Origin of the sequence: Rhodococcoides trifolii, from assembly GCF_014635345.1 — a bacterium.
Taxonomy (GTDB): Bacteria; Actinomycetota; Actinomycetes; order Mycobacteriales; family Mycobacteriaceae; genus Rhodococcoides; species Rhodococcoides trifolii.
The window spans coordinates 553,163-579,017 of sequence record NZ_BMCU01000002.1 but is presented as its reverse complement, the minus strand read 5'-3'; the positions used below and the strand labels follow the sequence as shown (position 1 = coordinate 579,017).

Here is a 25,855-nt window from a genome sequence, read left to right as displayed (position 1 = left end):
GAGCTGCGCTCAGGATGCCTTGGACAGCACGAACACCGGGATCTCGCGATCGGTCTTCTTCTGATAGTCGGCGTAGTCGGGGTACGCAGCGACACTGCGTTCCCACCAGACCGCCTTCTCGTCGCCAGTCACCTCGCGGGCAACCATGTCCCATTTCTCGGTTCCGTCGCGAAGCTCGACGTGTGGGTCTGCCTGCACGTTGAAGTACCAGACCGGATGCTTCGGTGCCCCTCCCAGAGACGCCACGGCCGCGTACTCGCCGTTGTGCTCGACCCGCATCAACGGCGTGCGACGCAGCTTGCCCGACTTGTTGCCGATGGTCGTCAGCAAGATGACGGGCATCCCGTTCATCGTCGTGCCCTCGGTACCGCCGGAGCTCTCGTAGAGGTCGGCCTGATCTGCGGCCCACGTGGATGGGCTCGGTTCGTATTCACCTGTCAATGGCATGTAGTCCAGTACACACGAGGCCCGTCGACCCGGCAACGATCGATTTGTTCGGTACACCGAACTCCAGTTTGCGTGTAACCTGACAGTCACTACCGGTACACCCGAAACGAGGCGCAATGACGGTCGATATCGCTGGCACCGCGTGGCCCGTGTACAAGCTCGAATCATTGGCCCTCGGGCTGATGGTCTTCCTCGCCACGTTCGCCCTCGCCGCGTCTCTGCAGCCGGCCGTACTTCTCGGCGCAGCGATCGCCGTCGCAGCCTGGCTGGGGCTCCCCGCTGTACAGAAACAGCGACCGGCCGAGTCCCGAGGACTCGACCGGTCGCTGTCGTAGATCGACGGTCAGGAACCGAAAGGCAGCGTTCCGGGCTGCAAGTACAGGCCACTGCTTCCGGCCGCGACGCCGCCGACGGCGCCGAGAAGCAGGTTGATGAAGTTCGTGATCATGCGGCACTTCCTTCGTTCGGTTGGATAGTTTTCGCCTCGACGGTACCTGCCGAAACCTGGACGATTGCTGTGTGCACCTCTGGTACGTCAGTTACGGATCGAACCTGCTCGCCGAACGCTTCCACACCTACCTGACCGGATCCGACGCGGCGAGCCGCTTCGGTGTCCATCCACCTGCCCCCGACCCGACACTCCCTGTCGACGATCGGTGGTTGTGGATCGACCACGCCCTGTACTTCGCAGGGGTGTCGAAGCGGTGGGGCGGGTCGTCGGCGTTTATCTCGTGGGAGAACGGCGCAGAAGCGCCATCGCTCGCCCATGCCTACCTGATCACCCGCGATCAGTTTGCACACGTCGCGGCAACCGAGAACGGCGTGAACCACATCGATCTGCCCGATGGCATCGGCCGCGGCGACTGGGCTCCGTTGCCACTTCCCCGCACCGTCGAACCGCACCGCGGAAAATACGATGCGCTGCTTCGCCTTCCGGACATCGACGGTGCGCCGGCATGGACGGTCACCAGTTCCGTCGTTCGGGAACGCGGAGTTCCGTCGGATGCCTACAGAGCAACGATCGCACGCGGACTCGAGGACAGCACGCTACCGATCGACGGCGAGACCTACCTCGACGTTGCCGTCGGTCGATCGAGGACCATCACCCTGCCAAGCAGGCCGGGCCCAGCAACGCCTTGAGGTCGCCCATCAGGGCCGACGACGGGGTGACGCGCAGGCTGTCGTCCAGGCGCAGCATCGTGATGCGCTCGCCGCTCACCAGCCGTAGGTGCACGTCCGACGAACCGGGATGACTCGCCAAGACCTTCTTGAGGGCACCGACCTTGTCGGCGGTGCACAGGCGAGTCGGCAGGCTGACCGCCAACGGCTTCGCAATTCCGATTGCCGAAAGGTCGGGCACAGCAAGGTCGTTCACGATCAACGACGGTCCCCGGTCGTCGCGCTGCGAGACGCGAGCTTTCACCAACACCACCGAGTCCTCGGACACGTCGGCACCGAGCACCGAGTACGCCTGCGGGAAGAACAGCACCTCGATGCCACCGGTCAGATCTTCGAGTTGCGCCGACGCCCACGTCAGACCGTTCTTGTTCACCCGGCGATTGACCGAGGTGAGAATGCCGCCGACGGTCACCTGGGTGCCGTCCTTTATTCCGCCTTCGAGAATCGCGGGGATGTTGGTGTCGGACTGCGACGCCAACACGTGCTCGACACCGTTGAGCGGATGACCGGAGACGTAGAGCCCCAACATCTCTCGCTCCAGCGCGAGGCGGTGCTTGGTGTCCCACTCTTCGTCGGGAATCTTGACGTTGAAGACGGAGTTGATCGACTCGTCGGCGTCGACCCCACCGAACAGGTCGAACTGGCCCATCGCCTCGGCCTTCTTGGTGCCCAGGACGGCATCGATGGCGTCGGCGTGCACCAGCATCAAACCCTTGCGCGGGTGGCCCAGTGAGTCGAATCCACCTGCCTTGATGAGGGATTCGGTGACCTTCTTGTTGCACGCCGTCGCGTCGATCTTTCCGAGATAGTCGGAGAAATCCTGGAACGCAGTCTTCTCTTTGCGCGCCGCGATGATGGACGCGACGACGTTGGACCCGACGTTGCGTACCGCACCGAGGCCGAAACGGATGTCCTCGCCCACCGACGCGAAGTTCAGTTCGGACTCGTTGACGTCCGGTGGGAGCACGGTGATGCCGAGCCGTCGGCAATCCGCGAGGTAGATCGACGCCTTGTCCTTGTCGTCGCCGACGCTGGTGAGCAACCCAGCCATGTACTCGGCCGGGAAGTTGGCCTTCAGATACGCGGTCCAGTACGACACGAGTCCGTATCCGGCGGAGTGCGATTTGTTGAACGCGTAGCCGGCGAACGGAAGCACGGTGTCCCACAGCGCCTTGATGGCCGCCTCGGAGAAGTCGTTGTCCAACATGCCTTGCCGGAACCCGGCGTACGCCTTCTCCAGCTCGGAGAGCTTCTTCTTACCCATGGCGCGGCGGAGGAGGTCGGCTTGGCCGAGCGAATATCCCGCTACCTTCTGCGCCAGCTGCATGATCTGCTCCTGGTAGACGACCAGGCCGTACGTCTCGCCGAGAATGACCTTGAGCGGTTCCTCGAGCTCGGGGTGGATGGGTTTGACTTCTTGGCGGCCGTTCTTGCGGTCGGCGTAGTCGTTGTGCGAGTTCATGCCCATGGGTCCGGGCCGGTACAACGCGAGCACCGCGACGATGTCCTCGAAGCCCGTCGGCTGCATCTTGCGCAGCAGATCGCGCATGGCCGTTCCGTCGAGCTGGAAGACTCCCAGAGTGTCTCCGCGCGAAAGCAATTCGAACGTGGCGGGATCGTCCAGCGGCAGCGCATCGAGATCGATCTCGATTCCGCGGTTGGCCTTGATGTTCTCGATGGCGTCACCGATGACGGTGAGGTTGCGCAGACCGAGGAAGTCCATCTTCAGCAGACCGATGGCCTCGCAGGACGGATAGTCCCAGCCGGTGATGATGGCGCCGTCCTGAGCGCGCTTCCAGACCGGGATTGCGTCGGTCAGCGGCTCGGACGACATGATGACCGCGCAGGCGTGCACGCCCGCGTTGCGGATCAGACCCTCGAGCCCCTTGGCTGTTTGGTAGATCTTCGCGACGTCGGGGTTCGAGTCGATCAGCGAGCGAACTTCCGACGCCTCCTTGTACCGCTCGTGGGCCGGATCGGTGATGCCCGCGACCGAGATGTCCTTGGCCATGACCGGCGGCGGCAGCGCCTTGGTGATCTGGTCGGCGATCGCAAAACCCGGCTGGCCGAACTGAACTCGCGCGGAGTCCTTGATGGCGGCCTTGGTCTTGATGGTGCCGAAGGTGATGACCTGCGCGACGCGATCGCTGCCCCACTTCTCGGTGGCGTACCGCACCATCTCGCCGCGGCGACGGTCGTCGAAGTCGATGTCGATATCGGGCATGGACACGCGCTCGGGGTTGAGGAATCGCTCGAACAGCAGCCCGTGGGGCAAGGGATCGATGTTGGTGATGCCCATCGCGTATGCGACCAGCGAACCGGCCGCGGAACCTCGACCGGGGCCGACTCGGATTCCGACGTCCTTCGCGTGGTTGATGAGGTCACCGACCACGAGGAAGTACGCCGGGAATCCCATCTCGAGGATGACCTTGATCTCGTACTCGGCGCGCGAGAGGTATTCCTCGGTCGGGCCGTTCGGGAATCGGCGGTCGAGCCCGTCCATGACCTCCTTGCGGAGCCACGTTCCCTGCGTGTATCCCTCGGGAACCGGGAAGATCGGCATACGGTCGCGGTGCTCCCACACCTCGTCGTACGGCTGCACCCGCTCGGCGATCAGCAACGACGAGTCGCAGGCGCCGGGGACCTCGTCGTCCCACAGCGCGCGCATCTCCTGAGCAGACTTCAAGTAGTAGCCGTCACCGTCGAACTTGAATCGTGTGGGGTCGCTGAGGGTCTTGCCGGTCTGAATGCACAGCAGTGCTTCGTGATTGACCGACGCGTCCTTGGTGACGTAGTGGCAGTCGTTGGTGGCGAGCGGCGGGATCCCGAGCTGCTTGCCGATGTCCAGCAGACCCTCACGCACGCGCCGTTCGATCGACAGGCCGTGATCCATCAGTTCCAGGAAGAAGTTGTCGGGGCCCCAGATCTCCTGCCACTTCGCCGCCGCCTCGAGCGCCTCGCGGTCGTGACCGAGTCGCAATCGGGTCTGGATCTCGCCGGACGGGCACCCCGTGGTGGCGATGATGCCGTCGGCGTGCGTGGCGATGAGCTCCTCGTCCATACGAGCCCATTTGCCGAGCTGACCTTCGATGGAGGCAAGCGACGACAGCTTGAAGAGATTGCGTAGGCCGGTTGCGTTCTCGGCCACCATCGTCATGTGGGTGTAGGCACCACTGCCGGACACGTCGTCCGACTTCTGACTGCGATCGCCCCACAGCACGCGTTTGGTGTCGAAGCGCGATGCGGGAGCAACGTACGCCTCGATGCCGATGATGGGCTTGATGCCGGCCTTCTTGGCCTCGTTGTAGAACTCGCTGGCCCCGTACATGTTCCCGTGGTCGGTCATGCCCACCGCGGTCATTTCCAGGCGCGCTGCCTCGGCGAACATGGGCGCAATCTTGGCCGCGCCGTCGAGCATCGAGTACTCGGTGTGATTGTGAAGATGTACGAACGAGTCAGCCACGGGAGCCACTCTAGGGGGTCCCACCGACACTTCCGGACGCGTCGCGGCGTGTCCGCTCAGGTCGTGACGGGTGTTACCGATGTTGCCTGCTGTTCATGCCGTGTACGCCTGATCCGGCCCACTGCGTCGACCGTGAACACGACCAGCGCACACCAGATCAACGCAAATCCGATCCACCGTGACGCCGGCATGTCCTCGTGAAGTACGAACACTCCCCACAGCAGCTGCAGACCCGGAGTCAGGTACTGCAGGAGACCCATCGTCACCAACGGAACACGCTGGGCAGCGACCCCGAACAGCAGGAGCGGCACAGCCGTGATCGGCCCGGCCAACGCGAGCAGCAGCGCGTGCGGCACGCCCGCCGACAACGCCGTCGCTCCCCCGGTCAGTCCGAGGACGATCAGGAACACCACAGCGACGGGTGCGCCCACGATGCCCTCGGCGGTCAGTGACGTTCGTGGATCCAGCGGCACGATCTTCTTCATCACGCCGTAGAGAGCGAACGAGAACGCCAAGGTCAAAGAGATCAGCGGCGGCCTGCCGTAGTCGACGGTCAGGACCACCACCGCAATCGCGGCCAGCACGACGGCGGCCACCTGGAGTCGAGACAGTCGCTCCCGGAAGAACACGACACCCAGCAGAACACTGACCAACGGGTTGATGAAGTAACCCAGCGCAGCTTCGACCACGTGGCCGGACAGAACCGCGTAGATGTAGACGCCCCAGTTGACGGAGATGAACGCCGAGGCCAGCGCCACCAGCCCCCAAGTGCGTCCGCCGAGTCCGCGCAGTGTGCCCAACCTGCCGGTGACGGCCGACACGAGAAGCATCAGAACGAGTGTCCAGACGATGCGGTGGGCGAGAATCTCCACCGGACCGGCGAAGGTGAGCAAGCCGAAAAATGCCGGGAAAAGTCCCCACAGGCCGTAGGCACCCACCCCGCTGAGCAGACCGACGCTGCCGGCGGAGCGGGGCTCTCGACCTCGTGTCACTGGTTCACGGTACTTCCGTGCGTCACGAAGTCCGATGCTGCCCTGTCATAGATGACGAAACGCAATTCGGTGCAAGGCTCGAAGGGAGCAACCATGTCGACGATCGTCGTCACAGGATGGACAGGACAGCTCGGGGCGCCCGTCACGGCCGGACTCCGCGCTGCCGGGCACTCGGTTCGCGGTCTCAGCCGTCGCGGCGGAACGGGATCGGTGGCCTGCGACCTGGTCACGGGCGCGGGTCTCGTCGACGCACTGCGTGAGGTCGACACCGTCGTTCATCTGGCGACCAGCAACGGATCGAAGGACGTCGTGATGGCCGAGAATCTGGCGAACGCTGCGGTAACGGCGGGTGTCCGCCATCTGGTGGTGATGTCCATCGTCGGAATCGAGAAGATCCCGATCGGCTTCTATCGGGATCGAGTGCGCATCGAGGAGATCCTCCGTGCCTGCGGCGTTCCCCTCACCGTGCTCCGGGCGACGCAGTTCCACTCCTTCGTCGAGCGGTTGTTCACCGCTCAGCGATTCAGCCCGGTGATTCTCGGGCCGACGATGCGATTCCAACCCATCTCGGTCGACGACGTCGCAACTCGTCTCGTGGAACTGGCGGGAGGAGCCCCAGCGGGTCGGGTCGACGACATCGGCGGACCCGAGCAGAACACTGTGCGAGAGTGGCACCGCAGGTGGGCGTCGGCGACGGGGAGCCGTCGACCGATGGTGCCGATTCGGCTGCCGATCGAACTCTTCCGCGCGCTGGGCGACGGCCCTAACCTGGTTCCTGGCCGACCGTTCGGCCATCGGACTTTCGAGCAGTACCTAGCCGAGACAGCTTCGACGGCTCGAGAACGATCATGACCTTCGCGATTCCCGCAGCTGTTCCCTCGATGGTGCACACCCCGACGACGTCGCCGGCGCGGGAGAACCGCGCTGCCGCTCGGCCGTTGACCTCGACGATGTCGACGCTCATTCCCTGACCGAACTTGCCGATGACGCCGAGCAGGAATTGCGAGACCCGCGCCCGGCCGACGACGGGAACCCGTGCTGCCGTGACTTTTCCGCCTCCGTCCGACAACGAGACGACCGACTCGGTCAGTACCGCCTCGAGTCGGGCCATGTCACCGGCGCCGGCCGCGCCCAGGAAAGCATCGAGCAGCAGGCGATGCCCTTCCCGGTCCACCGGCGCGGAGCGGCCGGACTGCACGTGGTCGCGTGCACGCCGAAAGATCTGACGCCCGTTGCTCTCCGTGATATCCACTGTCTCGGCGATGGCCGCGAAGGAGTAGCCGAACGCCTCTCGCAGCACGAAGACGGCGCGCTCGGTCGACGTCAGCTTCTCCATCAAGAGCAACACAGCGAAGTCGACGGCCTCGGCTCGCACCGCCCCCAGTGCCGGATCTGCCTGCGTGTCCACCGGTTCCGGTAGCCACGGCCCCTGGTAGGTCTCTCGCCGAGCCCGTGCGGAGGTCAGGGCATTGATGGCCAGTCGTGTCACGATCGTGGTCAGGAAGGCCGCCGGATCACGGACCGCGTTCCGGTCGACAGCTGACCATCGAAGCCACGTGTCCTGCACCAGATCCTCTGCGTCGGCGGCACTTCCGAGCATTCGATAGGCGACGCCGAAAAGACGAGGCCTGGCCCGCTCGAACTCCGCTGCACTGTCGGCCGTCACGCCTCCGGAGTCTATGCAGCGAACCCGTGCGGAGACCATGGAGTCTGCGCGCCGATCAGAACCCGATCATCTCGGGAAAGAACACGATTCGACCGACCTCGATGCGATTCGGATCGGCGATGTGGTTCGCCGCCGCCAGTAGGTTCGCGGCACCGGCGTCGCCCATGTAGTACTGGGCCAGGTGAGTCAGGGTGTCGCCCGGTTCGACCGTGTAGCGGCGATTGAGGCCCGGACGAATCAACACCGAGCCGGTCTCGATGCGATCCGGGTCGGGGAGCCGGTTGGCCACGGCGATCACCGGGTACAGGCTCGGTTCGCCGTACCAGCGGGTCGCCAGTTCACCGAGCGTCTCGCCGGGCGTCACCGTGTGATGACCCACATCTGCGAGTTCGGGAACCAGGAGCCACGTTCCGACGTCTATCCGATTCGGGTCGGCCACATGATTGGCGGACGCGACGACCGGATACAGCGACGCGTCCCCGTAGAAGCGCTGCGCCAACGCCGACATCGTGTCACCCGGCGCCACGCGGTGGCGGTACGTCACGTAGGGAATCAGGAGTTCCTGCCCGACGGTGATCACGTCGGGGTTCGCCAGGGTGTTCGCGATCGCGATCACCGGGTACAGGCCTGCGTCGCCGTAGAACCGATCCGCCAGAGCCGCCAACGTATCGTGCTCGCTCACTTGATGTTTGAAGACCATGATGCTTCCCTCCGACCCGGCCGCCCGAGTGGCGGTGTGTACAGGAAAGTCTCCGGCCTCGCGCACTGACAGGGCACGAGTAATTCACTACCCGGATCACGCGGATACCCTGCGAACATGGACCTTGCCGACGGCGCCACCGGGCGCTCGTTCCCCAACATGCGACTGCTCTGGTCGTACATCGCGCCTCACCGCCGGGTGCTGTTCACCGGCCTCGGGCTGGGTCTTCTCGTGACGGCGTCGTCACTCGCGACACCGCTGGTGACCAAACGACTGCTCGACTCGTTCGGCGTTCCCGGCGCCACGACGTCCGCGATCGTCGTTCTGGTGGCCCTGCTCGCGGTCGGCGTCGTGGTGGGACTGGCTCAGCGGCTGCTTCTCGGGACCATGGCCGAGCGGGTCGTGCTGAACGCGCGGTCGTCGATGGTCCACCGGTACTTCGGCGCGACGATCGGCTCGGTGACGTCCCGTCCGACGGGTGAGATGCTCACGCGCGTCACGTCGGACACTGTTCTGCTGCGCGAGGCGTCGTCCTGGGCTCTGGTCGAGATCGTCAACGGCATCATCGCCATCGTCGGGGTCATCGCTCTCATGGCCTTCCTCGACCTCCCACTGCTCGGCACGGCGCTGGCCGGAATCATCCTGATCGCAGTTGCCGCAGGAACTTTGATGCCCGCAGTTGCCCGCGCACAGAAGGATGCGCAGGCCGCGATGGGTCGACTGGGCGCCATGCTGGAGGGTGCGCTTCGTGCCGTACGCACGGTCAAGGCCAGCCGGGCGGAAGAGCGTGAGGGCAACCGGATCGTCGAGGAAGCGAAGACGTCCGCGGGCTTCGGTATCAGAGCGGTGAAGCTCGAGGCGTGGGCGTGGACGATCACCGGCACCGGAGTTCAGCTGACGATCATCGCGGTGCTCGGGTTCGGTGCGTACCGAGTCAATGCCGGAGCCCTCGAGGTATCCAGTCTCGTTGCGTTCCTGCTGTACTCGTTCCAGCTCGTCGCCCCGGTCTCCCAGGTGACCCTGTACGTCTCGCAGCTCCAACGCGGCATCGCCGCCGCGGCGCGCATACGCGAAGTTCAGGAACTCGAACTCGAATCGTCGCCTCCGGCAGAGCTTCTGGAATTGCCGGCGCGCATCCCGGCGTCGTCTCCCGCTCTCACGTTGAGAGCCGTCACCGCCGGATACGGAGGCGACGAGCCCGCCGTTCGAGCCATCGACATCTCGATCCCCTCTCGCGGTCACACGGCGGTCGTCGGACCGTCGGGGGCGGGCAAGACGACGCTGTTCTCCTTGGTTCTCCGCTTTCTCGAACCGGAGGACGGCGAGCTGTCCCTGGGCGGAATCCAATACGCCCGCCTGTCCAACAGTCAGATACGCGGAAACATCGGATACGTCGAGCAGGCGACGCCGACCTTGCCGGGGACGATCGCTGACAATCTCCGCCTCACCCACCCCGACGCGTCGGACGCCGAGCTGTTCTCGGCACTTGACCGGGTTCGGATGACGGAGAAGATCGACCATCTTCCGCTGGGCCTCGAGACCGAGTTGCGCGATTCGGCGGTGTCCGGTGGAGAACGCCAGCGAATTGCGTTGGCCCGTGCCATCGTTCGGCCGCCGAACGTACTGCTTCTCGACGAGGCCACCGCGCAGGTGGACGGGCGGACGGAAGCGGCTATCCACGACGCGATCAGGGAGCTCTCTCGCGAGGGCGCCGTGGTCACCATCGCCCACCGACTCTCGACGGTGATCGACGCCGACACCATCTTCGTGCTCGAACGGGGCCGGGTGCGGGCGCAAGGAACGCACTCGGAGCTGCTCGAGACCGATGACCTCTACCGAGAACTGGTCGCGGCACTGCGGATCGCGGTGTAACTCGACGGCGACACGGCCACCGACGGAAACCGCGTGTCGTACCACCGGACGTCGTCGTCGAATCCGACGTCGATCGCTCCGCCTCCGCCTGCCGTGATGCGGTCGCGGACACTGGCGTGCAGCCGATCGATTCCGACCTGTGGGCGTCTGGTCCTGCTTCCGGCAAGTCTCCAGATCCGGCTGTTCGCGTTGCACGGCTCGTTCGCCATGGCCCGATCGAGAACCGGGAGGCCTCGGTCTTCTGCGCGCTGCCGGAGAACGATGTGGCGACCGACGGCCCCCGCCAACACCCACATCAGGGTGATGTTGCCCAGACCGGTGTTGCGCGGCTTGCTTCCCCCGATGTCGGAATGTATTCCTGCGAACCAGCTTTCCTCGATGTCAGGGTTCGCCGCGTACGGGGTCGTCGCGTTCGGACGGGGAACGACCGTCCTCGGCTGGAACGGTAGGCGACGTTCGTGGAGGGAGACTGCGTGTCGTCCGTGCCTGACGTTCTCGAGCGAATCCGCACAGGGAAACAACATCTCCCGGCGGAAGATGCCGGGGGCGCTGACGGTGTCCCACAACCCGAGGTACTCGACCGGCACCGAGAACTTCGACGTCTGCGATTCGCCGGCGCGAGCCGCGACTCGCTCGGCCGGGTCGCTTACTGCGACTCGACAGACCGTCCGCCGGAAGTTCTCGGCGCTGTCGTAGTCGTCGGGGCCCCACTTCTCCGTCCGACGTGCGTACGCATTGATGGCGTACTGCACCAGATTCTCCGACGATCGACGCGGAATGCCGATGACGTGCAGCAGACCGGCGAGCGCCCGGGCCGTGAAGGCACCACGACTGAAACCGAAAATGTAGATCCGGTCTCCGGGGTTCCAGTTGTTCATCAGGAACGTGTACGCCTCGGTCAGGTTGGTCTTCATCCCGAGACCGAACGCCTGACCCGCCATGCGAGACACCCAGCGCCCGAACGGAGTCCACACACTCGGCGACGAAAAGGTTCCGACGCCCGGGTCGTAGTAGAGGAATTGCTGCGGACGATACCTCGGGCACGGATCGGTCTCGTAATGGTCGGTATCGGTGAACGGACAGTCCGGAGAATGGTCGGCCATGTTGTTCTCCGACAGTGCCTGCAGTATCCGCACCACATTGGTGTTTCCGTGGGCACGTATCTCGTTGGACGTTCCGTCCAGGCAGATGACCAGATTCTTCGGCGCGGTCGTGGCCATGACGACACTCCTTCGGGGTTGGGTACGGTCCCACCCTGTTCGGTTCCCCGGGTCGGCACACGAGTACCGGGCTACCTGTTCCAGAGCCCCACTGGTTCGTGCGGGGGCGATTCGGTGTCGGTGCTGTGGGGAACAGTGACACTGTGCCCCAACTATCGACGCCCCCGACCGACACCGACGACGTGATCGCATGGGTGGCCGAACACCTCGGCGACCTGACGCGCGAAGGACCCCACGGTGTCACGTCGGGGGGATTCAAGGGTGGACAGAGCGCAGCGGACGCTGCGCTCGCCACCCTCGACATCGACCGCTACGCGTGGACGCGCAGCACCGTTCTTCCGGTGTCCCGCCGGGGCGCCAGCCGGATGTCGCCCTACATTCGACACGGCCTGCTGACCCTTCCGATGGTTTGGGACGCCGTGGCCGACGCACCGCCGAAGGACCGCACCAAGTATCGAGACGAACTGATGTGGCAGGAATATGCGCGCCACCTCTACGCACGGGTGGGCACCGCCAACGGCAAGTCCCTCACGCGAGCGCAGCCGCAGACGTCCACCTGGACGCGCGACCCGTGGCCGGCCGAGATGAACTGCATGGCAACCGTCGTCGACGAACTGCACACCGACGGGTGGCTGGTGAACCAGACCAGGATGTGGTTGTCGTCGCAGTGGGCCGTACGCGCCGGAGCGCCGTGGCGCGAGGGCGAAGACGAGATGTTCGCGCACCTGCTCGACGGATCGCGCGCAGCCAACCGGTTGGGTTGGCAGTGGACCGTCGGGACCGGCAGCGGAAAGCCGTACGGATTCAGCCGGTGGCAGGTGAACAAGCGCGCCCCGCAGTTGTGCCGCGAGTGCGCGCTCAGCAACGCGTGCCCCATCGAGGACTGGCCGAGCAGCGATCCGGGCCCGCACGTGGACGGACCGGACCTGAACACGGGCCCGGTGCCGGCAGGACCGTCGACGACGGAGACGACCGGGACCGCTGAGGCGGTGTGGCTCACGGCAGAGTCGTTGGGAGACAACGACCCTGCGCTCGCCGCCGATCCGGACCGGCCCGCGGTGTTCGTTTTCGACGAGCCTCTCCTACGAACCTTGCGACTGTCCGGCAAGAGGCTCGTCTTCTTGGCCGAGGCGTTGGGCGAGATGGCGACGGTACGGCCACTCGAGGTCCGCCGAGGCGTCGTGGCGGAGGAGCTCACCGGCCGTTCCCTTGCCGCGACGTGGACACCCGTTCCGGGGTGGGCGCGTATTTCGGCGCACCTGTCGATCGACGAGCTGCATCCGTGGCCGTGGTTGGTCCGGCCCGAGACGTCGTCGCTACGGTCCTTCAGTGCGTGGCGCAGGAGTCACCGGGGTCAGCACGCTCGGTAGAAATAGTCGGGATCCCCGGCCGCCTCGAGATTCCGATCCCGCACGACGGTCATCGTGATTCTGTTCGGCGAGGCACACACGTCGTCCACGCTGCCGCGAAGCGCGTCGGTGTACTCGACGTCGATCACTTGATCTCCGTAAACGTCTGCGTACGAAGCACATTCGTCGAAGAACACACACTCCTCGGACGTCGCGAAATCGAACCCGATGGTCTGCTGCAGGTACTCGGCGTCGTCCGCCGAGTTCTTCTGGCCGATCGCGAGCCCGGCGCGGTGCGCACGTTCGGCGTACGAGCCGGCGAGGTCCAACGCCGCCTGCCGATCGATCATCTCGGGGAACCGGGTGTAGGTGTCGAGGTTGTCGATCTCGACCGCGTCGAAACCCGTGGCCCGACAACCGTCGATGACCCCGCCGATCACGTCGAGGATTTGCCCCCGCTTCTCGGGAGTGGAGGGATCGAGAACGAATTCGTCCGGCCAGTTCGGGTCGGTCACCGGTTCACCGGCTGCGTCCCGCACGAACAGATCCGGACTCCATCGATCCGCGTCACCCGGCTGTGTCTGGAACCCGTTGACGTAGCAGATCGAATAGGCCCCGGACAGGGGCGTAGCCGTCGAGTCGCGGGTCACCAGATCCACCCGATCGGCGGGGTCGTACGAGCCACCCAGCTGATAATCGATCCGACCCGATGTCGGAAAGGCGGACGGGTCTGCGGCACCACACCCGGCCGACGCAGCACACACCACCGCGCAGGCCACGAGCACCGATCCCCTCATGACGGCGAGAATACAATCGACGGCATGGCCCATTCGAAGAAAGTGTCCACGACGCACCCGGACAAGGTGTGCGCGTCGTGCGGGCGGCGCATCGAGTGGCGCAAGAAGTGGGAACGGGACTGGGACAACGTCAAGTACTGCAGCACGACCTGCCGGAGGAACTCGGTGACCGAGACCGATCACGACCTCGAGGGCCGAATCCGCACGCTGCTCGCTTCTCGTGCCGCCACGTCGAGCATCTGCCCCTCGGACGTAGCACGAGCGGTGTCCCCGGACGATTGGCGGCCCCTGATGGAACCGGTGCGCAAGGCAGCACGCCGCATGGTCGACGCCGGTGAGGTGGAGATCACCCAGCAGGGTTCGGTGGTCGATCCGTCCACGGCTCGTGGACCGATTCGGATTCGCCGCTCCCGCTGAGACTTACGCGTCTCGCAGGTCCTGCGCCCGCGCGACCGCAGCGCCGATCTCACCGCGATGCATCGGTCCGTGCCCGGGAAGCAGTGTGTCCACCGCCAGATCGGCGAACACGTCCAGAACGGCGAACTCCGCCGGTGCGTCGTGCGCGAACATGGGCGGCAGCAACTGCGGCCCCACGTCCCGTGACAGCGCGTGCGCGGTGACGAGCGCGTCACCGGAAATCAGGACGCCGGTGTCCCTCAGAAGATAGGCGGTGTGACCTGACGTGTGGCCCGGGCTGGCGATCGGCGTCGGCGAACCGGGAAGATCCAGCGGTCCGTCCGGATCGACTCCGGTGACCGCGTCGAAACCGTCCGCATCGCCGACCGCACCACGCTGCAGTGCGCCGGCGCGCACGATGCGCAACGACCAGGGAATCATGCCCCGCGTGGCCACGTGTGAGAGCAGCACGGAGGGTGGGGTCTGCTCGAGGTACTCCCGACGCGCGTGCCGTGCCTCGGTGTCCGAGGTGAGCACCGGAGTGCCGTAGGTGGACGCGAAGTGTGCGGCGCCGCCGATATGGTCGATGTGCGCGTGCGTCAGCAGAATCGCGCGCACGTCCTCGGGGCGTCGGCCGATGCGTCGCAGGGACTCGAGCACTGCACCCACGTAGCGTGGATAGCCGGTGTCGACCAGCGTGACGCCGTCCCCGTCGGTCAACAGAATCCAGTTGGCGTCCTGTCCGGTCGCGAGGTGGACACCGTCGGCTGCGGTCACGACGTCGAGGGCGGTCATCGGTGAACAGTATTGTCGCTCCACGTACGTCGCGGAAGACGCGCCGGTGTGTGGGGCGGTGGCGAAAATCGTTAGTCCGCTTGTGCAGTAAGCTGGTTCGACGTGATCGACGTTGCAACTCTCCCTTACTCAGCTCACCCCGACAACGACTTGTCTCGAGCCGGCGAGGCCTGCTCGTGGTGCGATCGCACCGATGACGTCGAGACTTACCGAAACGAACCACGGTGCGGCACATGCCGGGAACACGAAACGGTCATCGACGCAGCACGACGCTTCATCGGTATGTACGGCCTGCGTCCTCTCGGTGGGTCCGTCACCTCGGAGGACGAGGACGAGCTACGGCACCGCACCGACGCGCGGGCAGCACGAGCCGCTCTGGACAGCACCCGTTCCGCGAAGGCGGCGAAGCCCCGCAAGCCGCGTGCGACGACCCAGCGGCCCGCGACCCAGCGCGCCACGAGCCGGGTTTCCAAGACCGACACCGTGGACGTGGCCGCACTCGGCATCCGCGTGACCGCGCTCCTCGAGCAGTTGGCCACCATCGACGCCGAGATCACCGATCTCGACGGTTCCACCGGACTGCCGGCGCGCGCGCGGATGAGCGACCTCGAGCGTCAACGCACCACCGTGATGACCACGCTGGCTGCGCTGGAGAAAGCACGCCGCAACGCTCGATGAGTTCTGTGGCGGTGAATAGTCTTCACTGTCATGGAACAACTTCTTCGAGTGCACAACTTCTGCGTGTCGAGCGACGGGGTGGCCGCAGGACCCGACCAGAGCATGGACAGTCCCTTCGGACTGGATCAAAGCAAGCTGATGTTCTGGGTGATGGGCACGGCGAGCTGGGTCGGTCGCAGTGAAGTCGGTGGAACGCGCGGGCTCGACGACTACTTCACCCGAGAATTCTCCCGCAACATCGGTGCGGAGATCATGGGGCGTAACAAGTTCGGCCCTCAGCGCGGTCCGTGGACCGATCACGAGTGGCGTGGCTGGTGGGGCGAGGACACCCCGTTCCATACCCCGGTCTACGTGATGACCCACCATGAGCGGCCGTCGTTCGAGGCCGGCGACACCACCTTCCACTTCGTCGACGGCGAGCCCGCAGACATTCTCGCGCAGGCCAAGCGGGCCGCCGACGGACGCGACGTCCGGCTCGGGGGCGGTGTCACGACCATCCGAGAGTTTCTGGACGCGGATCTCGTCGACACGATGCACGTCGCGGTGTCGCCGGTCCGATTCGGATCGGGCCTGCGGCTCTGGGATTCCCCCGACGAACTGCGCGACCGCTTCGATCTCGACGTCGTTCCGAGCCCGAGTGGCGTCGTACATCATCTCTTCTGGCGGAAGTGAGCACACTACCGATCGGGAACGGCGCCGTCGTCGGGCTGGACCAGCGATGTGTCGACCGTCTGCGGGAGCAGGGGCGTCACGCTGAACGACCCGTAGACAGCGTCGGCCGGTAGGGCCTCCACAGCCCGGACGGCCGGCGCCGCGGACAGCTCTCGCAGGTCCGGCACCGAGTCACGCACCAGAAGGGCAGCAACGCAGGCACAGTCGGCCAGCATGCGCGATCGCGTCACGGCGGCAACGGCCTCCCCGCGGCTTCCCGCCGCGGACGGCACCTTCTCGGCAGCTATGCGCACCGCGTTGGCCAAGGACACCGGATGCGCCGAGACGGACACCACCACCACCGGCGTCTGCACCCGGTCGATCGCGACATGCACGAACACCTGAGAGACGCGCGTGTCACCCATCACGGCAGCCACCCCGTCGGTGGTCGAATCGGACCGCAGCGACACCAACGCCCAATGTTCTGCGCCGTCGTCTCCGGTGAGTGTGGACTGCGCGTACGACACGTAGTCGTCGACACTCTGCCCGGTGTCCGGCCCCAACCGATCCGTGCCCACCCGAGCGGTGCGCACCGGATTGGTCACGCCGAGAACGACAACCGCGACAGCGAGTATCACGACCGCAAGCGCGGCGGCTCCGAGGCGAGAGGACACTCAGACTGCCCTCAACACCTCGAGTGCATGCTCGAGGTCGTCGGGGTACGGGCTGGAGAACTCGACGTACCGTCCGTCGGCCGGGTGCGTGAAACCGAGTGAACGGGCGTGCAACCACTGACGTTCGAGTCCGAGACGCTCGGCCAGACGGGGGTCGGCGCCGTAGGTCAGGTCGCCGCAGCACGGATGGTGCAACGCGGAGAAGTGCACGCGAATCTGATGCGTACGACCGGTTTCGAGGTGCACGTCGAGCAAGCTTGCCGACTGGAATGCCTCGACCGTGTCGTAATGCGTCACGCTCTCCTTGCCGTCCGCCATCACCGCGAACTTCCAGTCGTTGCTGCGGTGCCGACCGATGGGCGCGTCGATGGTTCCGCTGCTCGGATCCGGATGTCCCTGCACCAGAGCGTGATACCGCTTGTCGATGGTCCGTTGCTTGAAGGCCCGCTTGAGCAGCGTGTACGCGCGTTCGCTGGTCGCGACCACCATGACCCCCGAGGTTCCGACGTCGAGTCGGTGCACAATGCCCTGCCGCTCGTGGACACCGGAGGTCGAGATGCGGAAGCCGGCCGCCGCCAGTCCGCCGATGACCGTCGGACCGGTCCACCCCACGCTCGCGTGCGCCGCGACGCCGACGGGCTTGTCCACCACCACGATGTCGTCGTCGGAGTACAGAATCTCCATGCCCGGCACGGCCTGCGCCTCGATCGTGAGCGGCTGCGGCGGTTCGGGGAGCTCGACCTCGAGCCACGACCCCGCGGGCAGGCGGTCCGACTTGCCGACCGCGGAGCCGTCGAGCTGCACGGCGCCCTCCTCTGCCAGTACGGCGACCACGGTCCTCGACAGCCCGAGCAGCCGCGCCAGTCCGGCGTCGACACGCATTCCGTCGAGCCCGTCGGGGACGGGCATGGACCGCGTTTCCCTCACGACACCGCCTTCTTCTCGTCCACTCGCCGGGTCCCGTCGGCCTCTATCCCGAACACCGTGAGTGCGACCAGCAGGATCGCGCCACAGACGATGGACGAATCGGCGACGTTGAACACGGGCCACCACCCGATGGACACGAAGTCCACGACGTGTCCTTGCAGCGGGCCCGGGGAGCGGAAGAACCGGTCGATCAGGTTGCCGAGCGCGCCACCGAGCACCAGTCCGAGGCCGACGGCCCACCACGACGATCGGAGCGTGCGCCCCATTCTGATCACCACGATCACCACGATCACCGCGACGAGAGTCAGGACCCAGGTCAAACCAGTGGCCATGGAGAACGCGGCTCCCGGGTTGCGAATCAGCGTCAGCGTCACCGTGTCGCCGATGATCTGGACCGGCCGGCGTGGGTCGATCAGTGCGACGGCCGCGATCTTGGTGGCCAGGTCCAGGAGCAGGATCACCGAGGCGAGAACGATCAGCGCTTTCATCCGGCGCGGGGAGCGGGAGGGCCGGACATCGGTCGGGATCGGCGGTTGGTGGTCGGTCACCCCTCCATCATCCCTCACCTAACCTGGTGGGCGTGACACCTGTTCGTAAGACTGCCGCACTCGCCCTCACCGTGCTCGCCTTCACTGCGCTTGCCTCCACTGCAGCCTGCAGTTCCGACAACGGCGCCGACGCACCGTCCACCGACGCGCCCACGACCAATTCCGCCGCGATCGCTCTGCCCGTCTCGCCGGTGACGATCGCAATACTGGATCCTGGATCGGAGCCGCGTGCGGTGGTGGCGAGGACGCCGGCAGAGTCGGACCAGCAGGTGACTCTGTTCACGTCGTCGACCATCGCCCAGCAGATCGGTAATTCACCGTCGCAGGACTTCTCGACTCCGGCGCTGACAATCCCTCTGACTGCCGCCACCGATCCCGCCCGGGGGACGACCGCCGTGGACCTCACCCTCGGCGCCGTCACCACCCCCGACGGGACGCTCGCATCCAATCTCGGGCCCACCGAGGGCTCCGGGGCGGGGCTCACGACGGACGCCTCGGGCGCCGTCACCGCCCTGAGCATCGATCCCGCACCCGATTCACCGGACGTGGCCCGGTCCGCAGTGGAACAGGCATTGAATCAGGCCGTCTACAGCGCGGTTCCGTTTCCCGCCGAACCCATCGGCGTGGGGGCGCAGTGGACGGTGACGTTGGAGGTGCAGAGCGCCATCGCGTTGCGGCAGGTCACCACGGCCACGTTGCGGAGCCTGACCGATGGTGTTGCGACAGTGGACGTCTCGGTGACACAGACGCCCGACAACCCGGTCTGGACCCTGCCGGACGGTCAGGGGACCTTGAACATCGACAGCTTCGTGATGACCGGTCAGGGATCGTTGACGTCGGACCTGTCCCGACCGCTTCCCACGGGCGGAACCATCACGGTCGGTGGCGACCAGGTGTATCGAGATCCCAACAGCAACACCATCTTGCGGCAGAACACGCAGAACACGGTGACGTGGACGTCGTGATGCGCCGGGCCGCGGTGTCGTGCGTGGTCGTGGCTGCCGTGATTTCGGGGTGCGGATCGCAGAGCGAGCCGACGCCTGCTGCCGCGCCGAGCCTTCCCGGGCTCGGCGCCCCGGTGACTGCGCCGTCCGCGACGTCCCCGCCCATCACCGATTCCGGTGTGCTCGCGGCGGCGATGATCACGGCAGACGATCTACCGGCAGGCTACGTATCCCTCGAATTGCCGCCGGCCGATCTCGCCGACCCCACGACCGGCGCCGAACGTCCGGACGAGTCGAGTACGGATCCGGCGGAATGTGCTGCAGTGCTGGCGCCGGTGTCGTCGCAGTCCGTCGGCGCGACAGCCACTGCTGCAGTGGCGTATTCGGGCCCGGACTTCGCCTCGATCGACGAGGACGCCGCGAGCTACTCCGGCGGCGGGAGTGCGGCGACGTTCGCAGACATGCAGAACACGCTGCGCAGGTGCGGGACGTTCTCCGGCACCGATGCGGACGGCGTGCGAGTGGACTATCGAGTCGGCGCCCTGGACGCTCCCCGCGTCGGTGATGCATCGAGCGGCGCGCGCGTCGACATCACCAGCGACGGGCTGACTTTGACGTCGGACCTGGTGATCGTCGTGGTCGGATCCACGGTGGTGCAGCTGACCGCGACGGCGCAGGAACCGGTGGAACCGGATGTCCTGGACGCCGTCGCGACAGCTGCGGTCGGCCGCTTAGGAGGGGCAGGCCGGTGAGGTGATCTGTGCCAGCGAGACGATCTGGCACGCGTTGGCGTTGGCCAGCTTCCAGACGCCGTCTTCGGCGACGAAGGCAACCTGAAGCGGGTTGGCCTGGCCGTTGACCGTGATCGTGCCGTTGGCGCTGAGCGTTCCGTCGCCGAGGTCGGTCACGTCGTTGACCGTCACGGTTGCGTTGTTCTGACGCGCTGCGTCCGCAACCTTGGTGATGAGGTCGGGATCGGCCTCGGCGCCCTGCACCAGTCCGACCTTCTCCGACACCGGCACGGCCGGGTCGAGTCCGCGCTGCAGATCGGCGTTCAGATCCGCTGCAGTCGGCACGGGTGGCAGATCGCCCGCCGGTGCGGTCGCCGTGGTGGTGGCCGCTGCCGTTGTGGTGGTGGCCGGTGCGTCGTCCCCGCCCGAGCTGCATGCCGTCATCGTGAGTGCGGCGGCGATCGCCATTCCGCCGACCAGTACACGTCCGCTGTTACGAAGCTTCAACTTGGTTCCTTTTCGCTCGTGAGTCTTGTTTCCCCGAGAGCAGAGTTCCCCCTACTTCAGAGGTAGACCTTACTGACCGGTTCTGTGGGCAGGTTAAACCCGCCCGTCACTGCAGGCTGTCGAGTGCATCGGCGTGGACCAGCGCTGCGTCGTCGGACGCGAAGGTCCTGGCGACCCCCGGTCCGGTCGAACGGGTCTCGAAGCGGACCGTCACCACGTCGTGTCCGGCTCCCTGCACCCATCCGTGACCGAACTCGGTGTGCCGCACATCCATTCCCGGCCGCCAGAGGTGTCCGACTTCGACCGGTGGCGGCGCCGGCACGGCGTCCACGGTGATCTCCGACGGCTCCTCGCCGTGGTCGAGATCGGGAAACAGCGACTCCTGCCGGACCGTCGACAGGCCGCCGAGCCCCACACCCACCAACCTGATCGCGCCCAGTTCCTGCGGATCGATGGCCTGACGCTGCGCCGTGGCGACGATGGTCTGCAGGTCGATCGTGGCGTAGGGCAGCGTGATCGAGCGGGTGACGATGCCGAAGTCGGACTTGCGCAACTTCAGTACCACGGTGCGAGCGGCGCGGCCGTCGCGCATCAGACGGGCGTGCGCCGCGTCGGCACTGGCTGCGATCGCCGTCCGCAGTTCGCTCATCGAGACGATGTCGGTGGCGAAGGTCGATTCCGCGCTGACTTGTTTCGCCTCGGCTCGCTCGGCCACCGATCGGTCGTCGATCCCCCGCGCCAGCCGGTGCAAGCTCGGACCGACGGCACTGCCTAGCACCGACGCGGCCTCCGATTCGGGCATCGCCGCGAACGCGCCGACCGTCACGACGCCGAGCTTGCGGAGCTTCTCCTCCGCCACCGGCCCGATCCCCCACAGCTTCCGAACGGGAAGGGTCTCGAGCAACTCCGCCTGCGCGTCACGCGTCACGACTGTGATGCCGTCCGGCTTCGCGAGACCGGAGGCTATCTTCGCGATCTGTTTGCCCGATCCGGCGCCGATCGACGCGACGAGGCCCGATGCCTGCATGACCGTGCCACGCAGGCCTTCACAGTAGGCCTCGACCGTCGCGGCGTCGGCGTCCACCAACTCGGCCGGCTCACCGAATGCCTCGTCGAGGGAGAGCATTTCGATGATCGGCATCTTCTCCCGCAGAGCGTCGAAGACGGTCTTGCTCAGAGCGGAATACAGGGTGAATCGCGGCGGCATCACCACGGCGGCCGCGCCGACGAGCCGACGTGCTTGATGCATCGGCATCGCCGAACGCGCACCGAAGACGCGAGCTTCGTAGCTGCACCCGGCGACGACGCCGCGACCACCCATGCCGCCGACGAGCACCGGCCGGCCGCGCAGGGTGGGCCGGGTGAGCTGCTCGGCGGACGCAAAGAACGCATCCATGTCCAGGTGCACGACCCACCGGCGGTTCGTCGTCATCGGTGTCAGAGCGAGAAACCGAGCGCGTCTGCTGCGCTCGCGGGGGACGGATCGGCCCAGCGGCGAGCGTAGGTCGCGTTCTCGGCGAGCGACCTGATCTCGGCGCGGTCGATGTACAGAGTGCCTGCGAGATGGTCGGTTTCGTGCTGCACGATGCGGGCCGGCCACCCGTCGAACCGTTCGTCCACCTCGGCGCCGGACTCGTCCCGGCACCGCAGACGTACGCCGGCGTGACGCCGCACCACCGCCTGATACCCAGGCATACTCAGGCACCCTTCGTAGAACGATCGCGATCCGTCGATGCCCTCGTACGTGGGATTCACCAGGACGCGGAAGGGTTGCGGCGTGCGTTCGCGAACCTCGGCGACACCAGCGTCCACGTCGTAGAGATCCTCGATCACGGCCACCTGCAACGGTATTCCCACCTGCGGTGCCGCGAGCCCGACTCCGGGCGCGTCGTACATGGTCGCGCGCATGACCGTCAGCAGCCGGCCGAAGGTCGCCTGCGGCAGCGTGAAGTCGTACTCGGTGGCCCGCGTTCGCAGGACCGGGTCACCTGCGGTGACGATGGGAACCACGTCGCCGACCGCCGACGCCAGCACGGCGTCGACGATCGTCGCGATGTCGCGTTCGGTCATGCCTTCGTGATGCTCGCCCGGACGCCGTCACCGAGATCGACTCCGCCCGCGGCGACCTCGCCGACGGACAGTGCGGTGGCGAGGATCTCCCCGGCGATCAGGTCCTGGTGGGTGTCGAACCAGGCGCGCCGTTCCTCGGGCACCTCGACGATCACGCGGATACGGTCCGAGACATCCAGGCCTGCCGACCGTCGTGCGTCCTGGAACTCACGAATACGGTCCTTGGCCCAGCCCTCGGCTTCGAGTTCCTCGGTGACCTCGGAGTCGAGGACGACCAGGCCCCCGTTTCCGGGAAGGGCAGCCGTCGACTCCGGTTCGGCGGCAACGAGTTTGCGGGTGTACTCCTCCGGCAGGAGGTCTACTCCCGCGGCGTCGGGAGCGGAGCCCGCGGAACGACCCGGATGCACAGTGACCACTCCGTCGGTCTCGGTCCAGTCGCCGGCCTTGACCGCCTTGATGACGGTCTGGACGGCTTTGCCCAGACGAGGTCCCGCGGCTCGGGCATTGACGACCAGTTCGAAACGACCGTGGACGTCCACGTTCTCGTCCAGATCGACCCGCCTGACGTTCACCTCGTCCTCGATCAGTCCGACGAAGGGTCGCAGGCGCTCGGCGCCCTCGGCGGCAACGGTCAACTCCTGCAACGGAAGTCGCACCCGAAGGTTCTTTGCCTTGCGGAGGCTCAGAGCCGCACCGCATACTGCGCGGACCTCGTCCATCGACGACACCAGCTCGGGATCCGCGGGGAGATCGCCGGGCGCCGGCCAGTCGGCCAGGTGCACGGACCGACCACCGGTCAGACCGCGCCACACCACCTCCGTGACGAGCGGAAGCAGCGGCGCCGCAACGCGAGTCAGGACCTCGAGGACGGTGTGCAGCGTGTCGATCGCATCGCTGTTCTCGTCCCAGAAACGCTGACGTGAGCGGCGCACGTACCAGTTGGTGAGTGCATCGCAGAACAGGCGCACCTCGTCGCACGCACCGGCGATGTCGACCTTCTCCAGGTCCTCGGTGACCGCCTCGGTGGTCGCGGCGAGCTTCGCGAGGATGTAACGGTCGAGGACGTTCGGTGAGTCGGTGCGCCACACACCGGGTTTCGACGCGTACAGCTGAAGGAAGCTCCACGCGTTCCACAGCGGAAGCAACGCCTGCCGCACACCCTCCCGGATGCCCTGCTCGGTGACGACGAGGTTCCCGCCGCGCAGGATGGGCGACGCCATCAGGAACCACCGCATCGCGTCGGAACCGTCGCGGTCGAACACCTCGTTGACGTCCGGGTAGTTGCCCTTGGACTTGCTCATCTTGAGACCGTCCTCGCCGAGGACGATGCCGTGCGCCGCAACGGTCTTGAACGCAGGACGGTCGAACAAGGCAGTGGCGAGGACGTGCAGGGTATAGAACCACCCACGGGTCTGCCCGTTGTACTCGACGATGAAGTCGCCCGGATTGTGCGCCGGGTCCGCAGCGTTGCCGTCGAGATTCCCCGTCGCTTCGCTCGCCCCGTCGAGATTCCCCGTCGCTTCGCTCGCCCCGTCGAACCAGTCCTTGGACTCGAACGGGTAATGCACCTGAGCGAACGGCATGGACCCCGACTCGAACCAGCAGTCGAGCACCTCGGGCACTCGACGCATGACGGACTTACCCGTCGGGTCGTCCGGGTTGGGACGGGTGAGATCGTCGATGAACGGCCGGTGCAGATCTGTCGGCCGCACCCCGAAGTCGGCCTCGAGCTCGTCGAGGCTGCCGTACACGTCGGTACGGGGGTAGGCGGGGTCGTCGGACACCCACACCGGAATCGGGCTGCCCCAGTAGCGGTTTCGGCTGATATTCCAGTCGCGAGCGCCTTCGAGCCACTTGCCGAACTGACCGTCGCGGATGTGTTCGGGCACCCAGGTGATCGACTTGTTCAGCTCCACCATGCGGTCGCGGAACGAGGTCACCGCCACGAACCACGACGGCACCGCCATGTAGATCAGCGGCTGGCCGCTGCGCCAGCTGTGCGGGTAGGAGTGCTCGATGGTCTCCTGCCTGAACAGCTTGCCGATGGCCTTGAGGTCCTTCGTGATCACCGGATTGGCGTCGAAGATCATCAGACCCTCGTACGGCGGCACCATCGAGGTGAACTTGCCGCCGGCGTCGAGCGGCTGCACCACGTCGATTCCGTTCGCGGTTGCCACGTCCATGTCCTCCTCACCGAAAGCCGGTGCGAGGTGGACGATTCCGGTACCGGAATCGGTGGTGACGTAATCGGCGGACAGGACCCGGTGGGCGTTCGGGTGTCCGAGGAAGAAGTCGAACGGCGGCGTGTATTGCAGGCCGACGAGGTCGGTGCCGGTGTGCTCGGAGACCACGGTCGGTTCGTCCCCGAGTTCGCGGGCGTAGTGCGACACGCGATCGCGGGCGAGCACGACGCGTCCACCCTCACCGTCCTCGAGTTGGACATAGTCGATGTCGGGACGCACTGCCATGGCCAGGTTGGACGGGATGGTCCACGGCGTGGTGGTCCAGATCAGGGCATCGGCACCGTCGAGCGGTGAACCCGGCGCGGACAGCGTCATCCGGACGGTGACGGCAGGGTCCTGACGCATCTTGTACGCGTCGTCGAGGCGGGTTTCCTGGTTCGACAGCGGGGTCTGTTCGTACCAGCTGTACGGCAGAACCCGAAAGCCCTGGTAGACCAGGCCCTTGTCCCACAGCTCCTTGAACGCCCACATGACCGACTCCATGAAGTCGAGATCGAGCGTCTTGTAATCGTTGTCGAAGTCGACCCAGCGAGCTTGGCGGGTGACGTAGTCACGCCACTCCCCGGTGTACCGCAACACGGACTGTTTGCAGTAGGCGTTGAACTCCGCGAGACCCATCGAGTCGATCTGCGACTTGTCGGTGATACCGAGCTGCTTCTCGGCCTCGAGCTCGGCCGGCAGACCGTGACAATCCCAGCCGAAGCGGCGTTCGACCTTCTTGCCCCGCATCGTCTGGAACCGCGGGATCAGGTCCTTCACGTAGCCGGTGAGAAGGTGCCCGTAGTGGGGCAGACCGTTGGCGAAGGGCGGGCCGTCGTAGAAGACGTACTCGTCGGCGTCGGCGCGCGCATCGACGCTGGCGCGGAAGGTTCCGTCGTCGTCCCAGGTCTTCAGGACCTGACCCTCCAACGCGGGGAAATCGACACCCCCGGAATTGCCACGCGTGGTGCCGTAGTCGACGAGCGGATAGCTGTCTGTCACGAGGTACTCCTGTGCCGTGAAGGTA

General features: G+C 66.0%; 25 protein-coding genes and 1 pseudogene. 11 read left to right on the top strand and 15 right to left on the bottom strand.

Annotated elements, in window-relative coordinates:
* Positions 1–9: 9 nt before the first annotated feature.
* Positions 10–447: a nitroreductase family deazaflavin-dependent oxidoreductase gene (locus IEW02_RS09910; protein WP_188544626.1), complete on the bottom strand. Its 438-nt coding sequence runs from the start codon at positions 445–447 to the stop codon at positions 10–12.
* A gap of 116 nt (positions 448–563) precedes the next feature.
* Here IEW02_RS09910 and IEW02_RS09905 point away from each other — a divergent pair, with 116 nt between their 5' ends.
* Complete coding sequence (locus IEW02_RS09905) at positions 564–782, top strand: hypothetical protein (RefSeq protein WP_188545359.1); 219 nt, start codon at positions 564–566, stop codon at positions 780–782.
* A 184-nt stretch (positions 783–966) separates the two neighbouring features.
* Positions 967–1,587, top strand: coding sequence for a hypothetical protein (locus tag IEW02_RS09900; protein ID WP_188544625.1), 621 nt, complete (start codon positions 967–969; stop codon positions 1,585–1,587).
* Here IEW02_RS09900 and dnaE read toward each other — a convergent pair.
* Positions 1,550–5,089, bottom strand: coding sequence for a DNA polymerase III subunit alpha (dnaE, locus tag IEW02_RS09895; protein WP_188544624.1), 3,540 nt, complete (start codon positions 5,087–5,089; stop codon positions 1,550–1,552). The genes IEW02_RS09900 and dnaE overlap by 38 nt on opposite strands.
* A 56-nt stretch (positions 5,090–5,145) precedes the next feature.
* Positions 5,146–6,081: an EamA family transporter RarD gene (gene rarD, locus IEW02_RS09890; RefSeq protein WP_188544623.1), complete on the bottom strand. Its 936-nt coding sequence runs from the start codon at positions 6,079–6,081 to the stop codon at positions 5,146–5,148.
* Between the two features lie 93 nt (positions 6,082–6,174).
* Between rarD and IEW02_RS09885 the strand changes: the two genes are divergently transcribed.
* Positions 6,175–6,933 carry an SDR family oxidoreductase gene (locus IEW02_RS09885; protein ID WP_188544622.1) on the top strand — a complete coding sequence of 253 codons (759 nt, stop codon included), beginning with the start codon at positions 6,175–6,177 and terminating at the stop codon, positions 6,931–6,933.
* On the opposite strand, the gene IEW02_RS09880 is transcribed toward IEW02_RS09885, so the two are convergent.
* Positions 6,845–7,747 (bottom strand): RNA polymerase sigma-70 factor, encoded by a 903-nt coding sequence (locus tag IEW02_RS09880; RefSeq protein WP_229745920.1) that lies wholly within the window; start codon positions 7,745–7,747, stop codon positions 6,845–6,847. The genes IEW02_RS09885 and IEW02_RS09880 overlap by 89 nt on opposite strands.
* 55 nt (positions 7,748–7,802) lie before the next feature.
* A complete protein-coding gene (locus tag IEW02_RS09875) occupies positions 7,803–8,429 on the bottom strand; it encodes a LysM peptidoglycan-binding domain-containing protein (RefSeq protein ID WP_229745919.1) in 627 nt (208 codons plus the stop codon).
* A 135-nt stretch (positions 8,430–8,564) separates the two neighbouring features.
* Between IEW02_RS09875 and IEW02_RS09870 the strand changes: the two genes are divergently transcribed.
* Positions 8,565–10,319, top strand: coding sequence for an ABC transporter ATP-binding protein (locus tag IEW02_RS09870; RefSeq protein WP_229745918.1), 1,755 nt, complete (start codon positions 8,565–8,567; stop codon positions 10,317–10,319).
* Here IEW02_RS09870 and IEW02_RS09865 read toward each other — a convergent pair.
* Entirely contained in the window at positions 10,280–11,539 is a 1,260-nt protein-coding gene (locus tag IEW02_RS09865; protein ID WP_188544619.1) for a T6SS phospholipase effector Tle1-like catalytic domain-containing protein, read from the bottom strand. The genes IEW02_RS09870 and IEW02_RS09865 overlap by 40 nt on opposite strands.
* A 143-nt stretch (positions 11,540–11,682) precedes the next feature.
* On the opposite strand from IEW02_RS09865, the gene IEW02_RS09860 reads away from it, so the two are divergent.
* The gene (locus IEW02_RS09860) at positions 11,683–12,909 is read left to right on the top strand and encodes an FAD-binding domain-containing protein (protein ID WP_188544618.1); all 1,227 of its coding nucleotides are present in this window, start codon (positions 11,683–11,685) and stop codon (positions 12,907–12,909) included.
* On the opposite strand, the gene IEW02_RS09855 is transcribed toward IEW02_RS09860, so the two are convergent.
* A complete protein-coding gene (locus IEW02_RS09855) occupies positions 12,894–13,685 on the bottom strand; it encodes an endo alpha-1,4 polygalactosaminidase (RefSeq protein WP_188544617.1) in 792 nt (263 codons plus the stop codon). The two genes, IEW02_RS09860 and IEW02_RS09855, sit on opposite strands and share 16 nt — an antisense overlap.
* A gap of 24 nt (positions 13,686–13,709) precedes the next feature.
* Here IEW02_RS09855 and IEW02_RS25350 point away from each other — a divergent pair.
* A pseudogene (locus tag IEW02_RS25350) lies at positions 13,710–13,835 on the top strand (DUF2256 domain-containing protein); the annotation flags it as partial.
* A gap of 15 nt (positions 13,836–13,850) precedes the next feature.
* On the top strand, positions 13,851–14,102 hold the full coding sequence (locus IEW02_RS25120; RefSeq protein WP_229746003.1) for a DUF3253 domain-containing protein: 252 nt from the start codon (positions 13,851–13,853) through the stop codon (positions 14,100–14,102).
* A gap of 3 nt (positions 14,103–14,105) precedes the next feature.
* Here IEW02_RS25120 and IEW02_RS09845 read toward each other — a convergent pair whose 3' ends face one another.
* Entirely contained in the window at positions 14,106–14,876 is a 771-nt protein-coding gene (locus IEW02_RS09845) for an MBL fold metallo-hydrolase (protein ID WP_188544615.1), read from the bottom strand.
* 282 nt (positions 14,877–15,158) lie between these two features.
* On the opposite strand from IEW02_RS09845, the gene IEW02_RS09840 reads away from it, so the two are divergent.
* Positions 15,159–15,554: a hypothetical protein gene (locus IEW02_RS09840; RefSeq protein ID WP_229745917.1), complete on the top strand. Its 396-nt coding sequence runs from the start codon at positions 15,159–15,161 to the stop codon at positions 15,552–15,554.
* 30 nt (positions 15,555–15,584) lie between these two features.
* Positions 15,585–16,226: a dihydrofolate reductase family protein gene (locus tag IEW02_RS09835; RefSeq protein ID WP_188544614.1), complete on the top strand. Its 642-nt coding sequence runs from the start codon at positions 15,585–15,587 to the stop codon at positions 16,224–16,226.
* Between the two features lie 5 nt (positions 16,227–16,231).
* Here IEW02_RS09835 and IEW02_RS09830 read toward each other — a convergent pair whose 3' ends face one another.
* From IEW02_RS09830 to lspA, 3 genes are read right to left on the bottom strand one after another with little or no spacing between them, the layout of a single operon-like run.
* Complete coding sequence (locus tag IEW02_RS09830) at positions 16,232–16,879, bottom strand: hypothetical protein (RefSeq protein ID WP_188544613.1); 648 nt, start codon at positions 16,877–16,879, stop codon at positions 16,232–16,234.
* Entirely contained in the window at positions 16,880–17,806 is a 927-nt protein-coding gene (locus tag IEW02_RS09825; RefSeq protein WP_188544612.1) for an RluA family pseudouridine synthase, read from the bottom strand.
* Complete coding sequence (gene lspA / locus IEW02_RS09820; protein ID WP_188545265.1) at positions 17,803–18,294, bottom strand: signal peptidase II; 492 nt, start codon at positions 18,292–18,294, stop codon at positions 17,803–17,805. The genes IEW02_RS09825 and lspA overlap by 4 nt, the downstream gene beginning before the upstream one ends.
* A 92-nt stretch (positions 18,295–18,386) precedes the next feature.
* On the opposite strand from lspA, the gene IEW02_RS09815 reads away from it, so the two are divergent.
* On the top strand, positions 18,387–19,319 hold the full coding sequence (locus IEW02_RS09815; RefSeq protein WP_229745916.1) for a hypothetical protein: 933 nt from the start codon (positions 18,387–18,389) through the stop codon (positions 19,317–19,319).
* Complete coding sequence (locus IEW02_RS09810) at positions 19,307–20,050, top strand: hypothetical protein (RefSeq protein ID WP_229745915.1); 744 nt, start codon at positions 19,307–19,309, stop codon at positions 20,048–20,050. The genes IEW02_RS09815 and IEW02_RS09810 overlap by 13 nt, the downstream gene beginning before the upstream one ends.
* Here IEW02_RS09810 and IEW02_RS09805 read toward each other — a convergent pair.
* The 4 genes from IEW02_RS09805 to ileS all read right to left on the bottom strand — a co-directional run bounded on the left by IEW02_RS09805 (position 20,030) and on the right by ileS (position 25,830).
* Positions 20,030–20,536, bottom strand: coding sequence for a WKL family lipoprotein (locus IEW02_RS09805; RefSeq protein WP_188544611.1), 507 nt, complete (start codon positions 20,534–20,536; stop codon positions 20,030–20,032). The genes IEW02_RS09810 and IEW02_RS09805 overlap by 21 nt on opposite strands.
* 106 nt (positions 20,537–20,642) lie before the next feature.
* A complete protein-coding gene (locus tag IEW02_RS09800) occupies positions 20,643–21,968 on the bottom strand; it encodes a DNA polymerase IV (protein WP_188544610.1) in 1,326 nt (441 codons plus the stop codon).
* Between the two features lie 5 nt (positions 21,969–21,973).
* Positions 21,974–22,606: a peptide deformylase gene (locus tag IEW02_RS09795; RefSeq protein WP_188544609.1), complete on the bottom strand. Its 633-nt coding sequence runs from the start codon at positions 22,604–22,606 to the stop codon at positions 21,974–21,976.
* Complete coding sequence (gene ileS / locus IEW02_RS09790; RefSeq protein ID WP_188544608.1) at positions 22,603–25,830, bottom strand: isoleucine--tRNA ligase; 3,228 nt, start codon at positions 25,828–25,830, stop codon at positions 22,603–22,605. Before ileS ends, IEW02_RS09795 begins: the two co-directional genes overlap by 4 nt.
* Between the last annotated feature and the right edge of the window lie 25 nt (positions 25,831–25,855).

Bases quoted from the DNA above. Each gene is read 5' to 3' on its own strand.
- IEW02_RS09905 (WP_188545359.1), top strand. From the start codon at position 564: ATGACGGTCGATATCGCTGGCACCGCGTGGCCCGTGTACAAGCTCGAA.
- IEW02_RS09835 (WP_188544614.1), top strand. From the start codon at position 15,585: ATGGAACAACTTCTTCGAGTGCACAACTTCTGCGTGTCGAGCGACGGG.
- IEW02_RS09845 (WP_188544615.1), bottom strand. From the start codon at position 14,876: ATGACCGCCCTCGACGTCGTGACCGCAGCCGACGGTGTCCACCTCGCG.
- IEW02_RS09885 (WP_188544622.1), top strand. From the start codon at position 6,175: ATGTCGACGATCGTCGTCACAGGATGGACAGGACAGCTCGGGGCGCCC.
- IEW02_RS09795 (WP_188544609.1), bottom strand. From the start codon at position 22,606: ATGACCGAACGCGACATCGCGACGATCGTCGACGCCGTGCTGGCGTCG.
- IEW02_RS09840 (WP_229745917.1), top strand. From the start codon at position 15,159: ATGTACGGCCTGCGTCCTCTCGGTGGGTCCGTCACCTCGGAGGACGAG.
- IEW02_RS09910 (WP_188544626.1), bottom strand. From the start codon at position 447: ATGCCATTGACAGGTGAATACGAACCGAGCCCATCCACGTGGGCCGCA.
- IEW02_RS09855 (WP_188544617.1), bottom strand. From the start codon at position 13,685: ATGAGGGGATCGGTGCTCGTGGCCTGCGCGGTGGTGTGTGCTGCGTCG.
- IEW02_RS09865 (WP_188544619.1), bottom strand. From the start codon at position 11,539: ATGGCCACGACCGCGCCGAAGAATCTGGTCATCTGCCTGGACGGAACG.
- IEW02_RS09870 (WP_229745918.1), top strand. From the start codon at position 8,565: ATGGACCTTGCCGACGGCGCCACCGGGCGCTCGTTCCCCAACATGCGA.
- IEW02_RS09800 (WP_188544610.1), bottom strand. From the start codon at position 21,968: ATGACGACGAACCGCCGGTGGGTCGTGCACCTGGACATGGATGCGTTC.
- lspA (WP_188545265.1), bottom strand. From the start codon at position 18,294: ATGAAAGCGCTGATCGTTCTCGCCTCGGTGATCCTGCTCCTGGACCTG.